The sequence below is a fragment of the Anabaena cylindrica UHCC 0172 genome (genome assembly GCF_034931625.1).
GTDB classification, from domain to species: domain Bacteria; phylum Cyanobacteriota; class Cyanobacteriia; order Cyanobacteriales; family Nostocaceae; genus Anabaena; species Anabaena cylindrica_A.
Genome location: NZ_JAYGGY010000065.1, coordinates 1 through 10,395 on the forward strand (window position 1 = coordinate 1; position 10,395 = coordinate 10,395).

At 44.2% G+C, this 10,395-nt stretch carries 9 protein-coding genes; 4 read left to right on the forward strand and 5 right to left on the reverse strand.

Going from position 1 to position 10,395, the window contains the following annotated elements; genetic code table 11:
• Positions 1-158 precede the first annotated feature (158 nt).
• Positions 159-803 carry a DUF3386 domain-containing protein gene (locus VB713_RS13575; RefSeq protein ID WP_323312050.1) on the reverse strand — a complete coding sequence of 215 codons (645 nt, stop codon included), beginning with the start codon at positions 801-803 and terminating at the stop codon, positions 159-161.
• 92 nt (positions 804-895) lie between these two features.
• Between VB713_RS13575 and VB713_RS13580 the strand changes: the two genes are divergently transcribed.
• Together VB713_RS13580 and VB713_RS13585 are read left to right on the forward strand one after the other, a co-directional pair.
• Positions 896-1,564 carry a helix-turn-helix transcriptional regulator gene (locus VB713_RS13580; protein WP_323312051.1) on the forward strand — a complete coding sequence of 223 codons (669 nt, stop codon included), beginning with the start codon at positions 896-898 and terminating at the stop codon, positions 1,562-1,564.
• Positions 1,565-1,703: 139 nt separating this feature from the next.
• The gene (locus tag VB713_RS13585) at positions 1,704-2,048 is read left to right on the forward strand and encodes a hypothetical protein (RefSeq protein WP_323312052.1); all 345 of its coding nucleotides are present in this window, start codon (positions 1,704-1,706) and stop codon (positions 2,046-2,048) included.
• A gap of 35 nt (positions 2,049-2,083) precedes the next feature.
• On the opposite strand, the gene VB713_RS13590 is transcribed toward VB713_RS13585, so the two are convergent.
• The 3 genes from VB713_RS13590 to groL form a co-directional block, all read right to left on the reverse strand.
• Positions 2,084-3,823 carry a R3H domain-containing nucleic acid-binding protein gene (locus tag VB713_RS13590; RefSeq protein ID WP_323312053.1) on the reverse strand — a complete coding sequence of 580 codons (1,740 nt, stop codon included), beginning with the start codon at positions 3,821-3,823 and terminating at the stop codon, positions 2,084-2,086.
• A 90-nt stretch (positions 3,824-3,913) separates the two neighbouring features.
• A complete protein-coding gene (ldpA, locus tag VB713_RS13595) occupies positions 3,914-5,170 on the reverse strand; it encodes a circadian clock protein LdpA (RefSeq protein ID WP_416242445.1) in 1,257 nt (418 codons plus the stop codon).
• A 188-nt stretch (positions 5,171-5,358) separates the two neighbouring features.
• The gene (gene groL / locus VB713_RS13600) at positions 5,359-7,065 is read right to left on the reverse strand and encodes a chaperonin GroEL (protein WP_323312055.1); all 1,707 of its coding nucleotides are present in this window, start codon (positions 7,063-7,065) and stop codon (positions 5,359-5,361) included.
• 158 nt (positions 7,066-7,223) lie between these two features.
• On the opposite strand from groL, the gene VB713_RS13605 reads away from it, so the two are divergent.
• Positions 7,224-8,306 (forward strand): MraY family glycosyltransferase, encoded by a 1,083-nt coding sequence (locus VB713_RS13605; protein WP_323312056.1) that lies wholly within the window; start codon positions 7,224-7,226, stop codon positions 8,304-8,306.
• A 193-nt stretch (positions 8,307-8,499) separates the two neighbouring features.
• Here the strand turns inward: VB713_RS13605 and fabG are convergent, their stop codons facing one another.
• Entirely contained in the window at positions 8,500-9,240 is a 741-nt protein-coding gene (gene fabG / locus VB713_RS13610; protein WP_323312057.1) for a 3-oxoacyl-[acyl-carrier-protein] reductase, read from the reverse strand.
• A gap of 216 nt (positions 9,241-9,456) precedes the next feature.
• Between fabG and VB713_RS13615 the strand changes: the two genes are divergently transcribed.
• Complete coding sequence (locus VB713_RS13615; RefSeq protein ID WP_323312058.1) at positions 9,457-10,332, forward strand: SDR family oxidoreductase; 876 nt, start codon at positions 9,457-9,459, stop codon at positions 10,330-10,332.
• The last annotated feature ends 63 nt before the right edge of the window (positions 10,333-10,395 follow it).

Sequence of the window (10,395 nt, forward strand, 5' to 3'; positions counted from 1 at the left end):
CGCTTTCCAAAAAGTATTCATAGTAGGAGTTTGACAGTTTTCGGAGATGTCTAATATATTTGAGAGGGCGGGGTCTCCCCGCCCCTACAGATGTTTCGGCTGATCTAAATAAATTGGAAATAGATTCTATTGATTTAGATTAGTTGCTATTTCCAAATCTAGCCTAACAACTCTATGTTAGAAAAGATAAATTCTTGAACTGAAAGATTACCTTCTGTTTCTGTGCGAATTTCCCGGCGATTTAAAATGGAATATTCACCAACTTTTTCATATTCGTCAGTGAAGAAACTTTTCCCGCCTTTTTGTGCGCCGGTTTGGGGGTCATGATATACAGAGTCATAGGTGTGAGACAGATAACCTGCACCTGTATCATGACTGCTAAAGGTGTCAATAGTGACGTAAGTACCATGAATTAAACGGTGAACGTGACAAACTTCGTTATTACGGATTTTGTATTTGTCACCTTCGGCTTTACCACCCATTAAAATTTCTATTGCACCGGTTTCGTCAGTTTTTCCATAGCTAAAGGTATTTGCGCCGTGGGTATCTGCAAAGGCACGACGAACACGGTGAACGGCGATTTCCCACGCTTGTCCGTGAATTGCTTTTTTTGCTGCTTCGTCTTCTACTTCTAAAACTTCTGCTTTGAGATTAGCGTCAATTTTAACTTTTCCAGTTAATACTTTTCCGTCATACTTATAAGTAATATCTGCGGTGTAACCAGGGAAATTTTGATCCCAAGTGTAGCGGTTTTCATAAGCAGCTTGGAAAAGTTCTTGGGCTGAAATTTGAGTAACTGTCATGTGTTTATTGGTGATTAATAGAGTTTTATGGCTGTTGGTATTAGCATAGAGGTAATTATCGAGGTTCGCATAGTCCCCAAGTGGGTACTCTTATGGCTAAAACTCTCCATGCCATTTTTCAAGCGATCGCTAATATCCAGAATGAGCAAGAATTAAAATTAGCTCTCATGGATGCTATTGGCGACCATTTTGGCGTGCAACATTGGGGTATTTATTTCTTAGATGACTATTCTACAACCGACATAGACCTGCCAGAAATGCCAGCAGCCTGTTTAGAAAGCAATCCAGTGGGGCGTTATGTGGTAGAACGTCACGCCCCAGCCCATGAGCAATTAATCTTATCTCCTGGGGATTGGAAGCATTTTTGCTCACGTCATGATCATGTGATGACTGGGCCAATAGTTTGTGATGGTCGTTTGGTAGGGACTCTAAATTTTGCCCGTGATCAAGGAAGTCCGCCTTTTAATGGTAGTGATTTAGCTGATTTAAGTGCTGTATGTATTCATTTATCAACTAAACTGGCTACCCTACGTGCTAAACCAAAACCATTATTGTCTGCTGTCAGTTGTCCCTTGACGGCCAGAGAGTTAGAAATTGCGGAATTAGTAGCGCAAGGTTTAACCAATGGTGAAATTGCGGCTAAACTCTGGATTACCCAAAATTCTGTTAAGCAAGCTTTGAAAAGAATGTTTCGTAAACTTGGGGTGTCAGCGCGGGCGGAAATGGTGGCAAAATTGCAAGATAGGCTGGTTTCACCTTAACCTCCTATTCCTCCCACCAGCAGCCATTTCCTTTCTTTCGGAACGATGCCCGTAGGACTTTACGGAACACTCCGCGAACGGTTATGGTGAGGGTCTCCTGGGAGGTTAAGATAAAATTGTTGATTAAGGATTACAGATAATGCAAGTTCTAAAAAGATCGATTAAACCAGAAACTTATATATGTTTTCTCCACATCTATCCAACTACTTGGGGGACTGCTGGTGATATTTGTTTAGTTCGTGAATCTGTAGCTAATTCCAGTGCATCAAAGTTTGTCGGTCACAAACTACGATTAGCCCTCCCAAAAGGCTTGGAACGCGATTCTTTGGTAGGTGTGCCAGTGATCAAAGTTGCCGGTCATGTAGGTGAGGGGCATCCTAAAGATAAGGAGTCTGAATGGGAAGCTTATGTCGGTGTAGATCAAGAAATTGCGATCGCAGCGATGAAACCTTGGGGTTTTAAATTAATTGAACCCACAAATTAACCCCTCTTACTCAAAAAGAGGGGTTTTGCATGGGGTTAAGCCGGATAAATTCTTAACCGCCGATTTGGTTCTTCCCCAAAACTGTCTGACTTGAGCCGATAATGTTCTACCAACTCATGTTGCATTTTCCTAACTTGAGAAGAACGGGGTAATAACTCGACTGGCTGACCTTTGGGGATCACAATTTGCTCCACGGCAAGTCTTGCTTCTTCCAAAGCGTCCATCTCATCATCACCACCCCTATGCAGTAACAGTTGTAATTCTCGGTCATCGCCCATTTCTGGATCATCAATGTTCAGCAATCGACGTAAACCGCGAGTAATTTGAGGAATGGTGCTGGATTTGATGACATGAATTGGGACATGACGAGCCTTAGCCATTTGTCTGAGCTTCGCGTGATTTTTGACGTGCGATCGCAAGGCCAAAATAGCATCAGCATTATCTATGTCTTTTGTCAAAATCACAGGCAAGGTTAAAACACTAATCACCTGTTCCAATTGGTGACGACTCACACCATAGGGGTAAATATGTAATGGCAAATCTTCCCCATTTGGCCCCGCTTGCTTACTATGACTACTAAAATCAATACTTTCAGAATAATTGAAAGATTCATCCAACAAGCGGTCAAATTCACTGCGTCCTGTCACCCGTTCACGTTCCAGAGACAAAGGCGGTAGAGCTACCATTTGACCAGAAGAACGCCAGCCATTAGCCTGCTTCACCGCTGGGAAAGATTCTTCATCACTAGGTAAAATGCCCCCACGACCATTAACCACAGATAACTGTCTGCTAATCGCCACTTTACCCTTTTCGTCCACAGTTCGCGTTTGCGGGTTAGGTTGACGACCCCTTAACAAAGTATCTACAGTATCAGCGACACTTTCGTGGACTACCCAGCGCTGTCTCTCCAACATTTCCACAGCAATCTCAAAAGTAGGAGGAGCTTTACGTTCCAAAACCGTCTTTTGAGAACCCCTTCTTCTGGCTTCGTCATCTCCTAGCGTTACCGCTTGAATACCCCCAACCAAATCACAAAGGGTGGGGTTTTTGATCAGGTTTTCGATTTGGTTTCCGTGAGCAGTTCCTACCAATTGCACCCCCCTTTCGGCAATGGTACGAGCTGCTAAAGCTTCCAATTCCGTGCCAATTTCATCAATGACAATGACTTCTGGCATATGGTTTTCCACCGCCTCAATCATCACCTGATGTTGTAATTCTGGTTTCGCCACTTGCATTCGTCTAGCACGACCGATGGCCGGGTGAGCAATATCACCATCTCCAGCGATTTCGTTGGAAGTGTCAATAATCACCACTCGTTTATGTAAATCATCTGCCAACACACGGGCAATTTCCCGTAAAGCGGTAGTTTTTCCCACACCTGGACGACCCAGCATGAGAATTGATTTACCAGTTTCTACCAAATCGCGGATCATGCCAATTGTGCCGAATACTGCCCGACCGACACGACAAGTCAAGCCAATAATCTTACCAGTGCGATTACGGATGGCACTGATCCGATGTAAAGTTTGCTCAATTCCTGCCCGATTATCTCCGCCAAAGGTTCCTACTCTTTGAATGCAATCATCTATCTGTGCTTGAGTAACGGTTGTTTCGCTCAGGTACTCAGCTTCATGGGGAAACCGAGCTTCTGGACGACGACCTAGATCCAAGACCACTTCAACTAAACTATCTCGTTTGGGATGATTCTCTAGTACTTGTCGCAAGTCCTGGGGCAAAATGTCTAATAATTTTTGGAGATCTTCTGTAATCGTCATGCTTTCTATGGTGACTGACGTTTTGAGAGATAATTAGGACACTTTTTTGCGGGGGTTCCCACAGTTGGGGAAAGTGACCGGAATGAGCGATTAAGGCGATCGCTGTGACTTGAGTTGAGAAACGAGACTATGGGCAAGCTCTACAGCCTGCCAGAGTAATTCCGGTTCTTCTTCTAGCCGGATAGAGGTCTTAATGCTAGTGTTACTCACCTCCTTATTTTCTAACTGTTCAAGAATGGGTGACAGCAATGCACGAGCGTAGCTACCATAAGCAACCCCAGAAATGTAGTCTGGAGTGCTGAGTCCTGAGTCCTGAGTCCTGAGTCCTGAGTCCTGAGTCTGGAGTGCTGAGTGCTGAGTGGTAAAGTCCCCCTCGGAACTTGGTACTCGGAACTCGGTACTCGCTACTCGGTACTCGGAACTCGGTACTCGGTACTCGTTACTCAGCACTCGGCACTCGGCACTCCTCAAAAGTCCCAGTTCCTTTAACTTAGGAACGGTGTAGCTGTTTGTGCCTCCTGCTAACTGCACATATCCCGGTAGGTTTGCTGCCAAAACTTTTTGCCCTAATTTTACTGCGGCTATGGTGGTTCCATCTCCAATATCACCACTCATAGAGCGCCCGTCTGTTTGCCAAATTACAACTTGGGGACGGGGGGACATAAGATTATAAATTGCTTGGAGGTAATCAATTAGTCCTTCTCCATCGTTACAACTGATGGCTATTACCTTTAATTTCTCTGTCCCAGGTTTGACCATTGCTGCCCACAAACGCTGGAATTCTGCCAAACGCCCTATTTTTGTATGAATTTCAATGGCATCTATTCCTGTTGACATGATCAATGGTGCGATCGCTCCCGGCGTTGACACATATGATGCTGTATCAATCATCTCATAAGGACAGGCTGGAATGCAACGACCACAGCCATAACATTTTTGAGCCACTATTCCTGAATAGCTATCTTGGGGATTATTAAAAACAATCGCCTGTGCAGGACAAATTTTTTCACAGGGTCTAGAGCAATCTATCGGACAATTACTAGAATTAAACTCTGCTTTTCTAAAATGGGGGTCTTCTCCATCATTGAGGCTGACCATTAACAAAGGTAAATTCCCTTCCCAGCCAAAGCCCCTCCCCTGGGCATCCCTCGCCAGATCCTTAGCTGCTTGTAAACCTGCTTGGGCTGCGGCAATCACCGCCGGATCAGCTGCCACATCTATGCAGTCAGCACCCGCCAAAGTGTAGGCTAATGTTAAACTTCTGACCGCAGGCAAATGTTGGAAACTGGCTCCACAAATCAACTTGAACCAGTAACCTTGTTGTAGGGATTGTAAAGGGGTTAACATATCACTCACACTTCTATTATGTGTTTATCTGCATGGAAATTACGACCGTAATCAATAAAAAATCATAATTTCCTCAAGACACAAAAAAACAGTTTGCCTCTGTGTTGAAGACAAACTGTATAAAAAAATTAAAATTTATCAAAATTATCAAACGTAGGGGCGTATTGCAATACGCCCCTACTGGGTACTTAGAACATACCCATACCGCCCATGCCGCCCATGCCACCCATGCCGCCCATACCACCCATGCCACCCATGCCACCCATGCCACCCATATCAGGGGCAGCAGCAGCAGCAGGCTCAGGCTTCTCAACAATGATGGCTTCAGTTGTTAAGACCATCCCAGCAATAGAAGCGGCGTTTTGTAAAGCTGAACGGACAACTTTGGCAGGATCAATGATGCCTGCGGCAATTAGATCTTCAAACACGCCTGTAGCAGCGTTGTAACCAATATTCAGATCAGTTTCCTTGACTTTAGAGACAATTACAGTCCCTTCAACACCGGCATTATCTGCAATTTGTCTTAGAGGAGCTTCCAAAGCTCTTTGAACAATTTCCGCCCCAATTCTTTCTTCAGGGTCAAGGGTGTTCTTAATTGCATCTACTTTCAAAGACAGGTAAATCAAAGTTGTACCACCACCGGGGACAATGCCTTCTTCGACTGCGGCTTTGGTGGCGTTGAGTGCATCTTCAATCCGCAGTTTACGGTCTTTGAGTTCAGTTTCTGTGGCAGCACCAACTTTAATGACTGCCACACCACCAGCTAATTTAGCAATGCGTTCTTGTAATTTTTCACTATCGTAGTCAGAATCAGTTTCTTCCAACTGTTTCCGAATTTGTGCAATCCGCTTCTCCACCTCTGGCTTCAAGTCGTTGCCAGATACAATTGTGGTGCTTTCTTTATCAATGGTGATTTGGCGGGCGGTTCCCAGCATTTCTAAAGTGGCGGTATCTAAGCTCAAACCGATTTCTTCAGAAATCATCTGTCCATCGGTGAGGATGGCGATATCTTGTAACAAAGCTTTGCGGCGTTCACCAAATCCAGGAGCTTTGATGGCAGCAACTGCCAATACACCCCGTGCTTTATTGATAACTAGAGTCGCTAAAGCATCTCCATCTACATCTTCGGCAATTATCAACAAAGGTTGACCTAACCGAGCAACTTTTTCTAATACAGGTACTAAATCCTGAATGTTGCTGATTTTTTTGTCGGTAATCAAGATGCGGGCGTTTTCAAATTCCACCGTCATCCGTTCGTTGTTGGTGATGAAGTAGGGAGAAACGTAACCCCGGTCAATTTGCATCCCTTCCACTACTTCTAGTTCGGTGGTGAGGGATTTAGATTCTTCTACGGTGATTACACCATCTTTGGTGACTTTTTCCATAGCTTCAGCAATCATGTTGCCGATTTCTTCGTCATTACCAGCCGAAACGGTAGCTACTTGAGCGATACCTGCGGCGGGCGTAGTCAACGCACTTCCTTCTACTGGTTTGGCAATTTTAGCAATTTCTTGCACGAGTGCCTCAACAGTTTTATCAATTCCCCGCTTCAGGCTAATAGGATTAGTACCTGCGGCGACGTTCTTGAGTCCTTCTCGAACTAAAGCTTGTGCTAGAACCGTAGCAGTAGTAGTTCCATCCCCAGCCACATCCTTGGTTTTGGATGCCACTTCTTGGATTAATCTAGCTCCAGTATTTTCCAGAGGATCTTCTAATTCAATTTCCTTGGCAACAGTGATACCATCGTTGACAATTTGAGGGATACCAAATTTTTTTTCTAAAAGGACGTTGCGACCTTTTGGCCCCAAGGTGATTTTCACCGCGTCAGCCAGAGCGTTAATACCCTTTTCTAATGCCCGCCGTGATTCTTCATCAAATGCAATAATTTTCGCCATGTTTAATTTCTCTAGCGCTTCCATTAGACAATTTAGCACTCACAGGCAAAGAGTGCTAAGTCCCTTACTCTCTCAAATTAAGAAATTCTAATAAAAAATTGATTAATATTACAATTGATGCTGATTTTGAATACTAGCAGTAATGGTTAAAGTGGGAGATGAACCTAGACAACTCCCTTAAGTCTCTTGGTATTGCTAACCCTAGCGGCACCGGCTGGTTAGCGGTAGTATTTACTTTTATTTTGGCTTGGTTTGTGACTTGGCGTTTAATTCCGGCAATACGTCAATTTGCCTTGCGGGTAGGTTGGGCAGACCAACCCAATGCCCGACGACTTAACCAAGAACCGTTACCTAATGCCGGAGGTTTAGCTATCTATGCGGGTGTTATTGCCGCTTTGGTGCTGGCTAGTCTCTTACGACCCATTGAACTCCAAGGGGTGTTAGCTCAGGTACTAACAATCCTTTTAGGAGGATCTATCTTAGTCCTTGTTGGCTTTATTGATGATCAATTTGGCTTACCTCCTTCTGTGCGTTTGTGGGCGCAGATGATCACGGCACTCTTGCTGGTTGCAAATGGCATTAGTATCAAAGTTACTTTTGGCACACCCATTGATTCACTATTGTCAATGGCGTTGACAGTGTTGTGGGTAGTAGGTATCACCAATGCCATCAACTTGATGGACGGTATGGATGGTTTGGCGGGAGGAATTAGCTTTATTACCGCCATGAGTTTGTTAGGAGTTTCTGCTCAGTTTAATAATCGAGCCGCAGCAACCTTAGTTTTAGCTGCTTTAGCAGGTGCGGCACTAGGATTTTTGAGGCACAACTTTTATCCCTCACGGATCATTATGGGTGATGCGGGGGCATATTTTTTTGGCTACGTATTAGCAGCTACAAGTATTTTAGGAAAACTCCAACAAAACACCGTTTATGCTCTTGTACCCACGGTTTTATTTCTGATGTTGCCAGTATTAGATACCACTCAGGTTTTTGTACGGCGACTTCTAGCAGGAAAAAACCCCCTGAGTACTCCCGGTAAAGACCATTTACATCACCGTTTGTTGGCTTGGGGGTTATCCCAACGCCATGCAGCTTTGACTTTGTGGTCAATTACTTTGTTCTTTAATTTGCTGGCTATGAGAGTACAAGGCATGAATTTGGCAGTTATGCTCACATCTGCTGCCAGTATTATTTTGCTTTTGGGTTTTACTATCTGGCAAAAAATCAAGAGTAATTCGTAGTTAGGAGGCAGGGGGCAGGGGGCAGGGGGCAGGAGGCAGGGGGCAGGAGGCAGAGGGCAGGAGGCAGAGGGCAGGGGGCAGGAGGCAGAGGGCAGGGGGCAGGGAGCAGGGAGCAGGGGGATTACTCAGCACTCAGTACTCAGCACTCAGTACTCAATACTCAATACTCAGTACTCGGTACTCGGTACTCAATTTACATGACCATGCCTCCGTCTACATTAAAGACTTGACCTGTGATGTAAGCTGCTGCGGGATCGGCTGCAAGAAAGCGCACCATACCGGCAATTTCTTCTGGTTGACCGTAGCGACCAAGGGGGATATATTGGAGGATATTTTCGGCTTTGACATCGCTGGTCATGTCGGTGGTGATAAAGCCAGGAGCAACGGCGTTGACGGTGATACCACGGGAGGCTAGTTCTTTGGCAACTGTTTTGGTAAAACCGATCACACCTGCTTTGGCAGCGCTGTAGTTGGCTTGTCCAGGGTTGCCCATTTGTCCAGCAACGGAGGCGATATTAATAATTCGCCCGGAACGCTGTTTGAGCATAATTTTGCTGACAAGTTTTGTACATAAAAATACACCAGTTAAATTTAGGTCTATAACTGCTTGCCATTCTTCTAATTTCATTCGTAAGAGTAAAGTATCGCGGGTAATGCCGGCATTGTTGACTAAAATATCAACACGCTTAAACTTTTCTATGGTGGTGTTAATTAGTGTGTCTACTTGGTCGGCTTGAGAAACGTCGGCTTTGAGGGCTATGGCTTCTCCCCCATTAGTCACAATATCTGTAACTACTTGGTCTGCGGCTGCGCTAGAACTGGCATAGTTGACAACCACTTTAGCGCCTTGGGATGCTAGTTCCAGAGCGATCGCTCTCCCAATTCCTCGTGATGCTCCCGTGACAATCGCCACTTGATCTTTTAATAGTGTCATCTAATTTTCCTCAATATCAAACAGACCATTTATAAGTAAATCTTTAAAGGGTGTAACGGTGCAACATCATCCAATTTTAGATTTTGGATTGAAAGCATGGATAAATCAAGGCGATCGCACCATAATTGTATAACTGCTGATTTTTAGAATTTTCTCATCGGGAAATAGTGATTAAACTGAACTAGAGGAATAGCCCCATACTCAAATCCAAACGCTATGATTCTAGTCACTGGAGCAACTGGAGGAATTGGTCGTCGCGTCGTGCGACTATTGCGCCAACAACAGCAGCCTGTGCGATCGTTTGTCCGTCTCACATCCCATTACAGCGAGTTAGAACATCGAGGTTCTGATATCTTCATTGGGGATTTGCAACGAGAACAGGACATTAAAAAAGCTTGTCGAGGCATTAAATATATAATCAGCACTCACGGTTCGGGTAATGACGCACTCTCTTTGGATTACCGCGCTAATATTGAACTCATTGACCAGGCTAAAATCCAAGGTGTTGAACATTTTGTTTTCATATCCGTTTTAGGCGCTGATAGAGGATATGAAGATGCACCCGTGTTCAAAGCAAAACGAGCCGTAGAGACATATCTGCAAAGTAGTGGCTTAGATTACACTATTTTACGCCCGGCTGGACTAGCATCAAACTTGCTACCACTGGCAGAACGCTTTCGAGAAACTGGTTTGTATTTACTTATCGGTGATCCTAAAAACCGGACATCTATTGTTAGCACTGATGATTTAGCCAGAATAATTGTAGATTCTTTGACTGTTGCAGATGCTCGTAACCAAATTTTACCAATAGGAGGCGCGGAAATTCTATTGCGAGAGGATATCCCTAAAATTTTTAGTCGCATCTTTAACAAAGAACCGATAGTAATTAACGTTCCTTTGTTTGCTATTGACGGGTTAAGAGGTGCATTGGGTTTATTAAATTCCCAAGCACAAACGGCTTTAGGAACCTTTCGCACTTTACTGGCTAATGAATTTTTCTGCACAACAGAAGAAACTGCCAATTTAGAAAGGATTTTTAACTGTCAATTGGAAACTTTGGAAAATTTTTTGTGCCGTTATTTAGCTATTTAAATTAGGTGATTGGTGATTGGTAATTGGTAATTGGTAATTGGTAATTGGTAATTGGTAATTGGT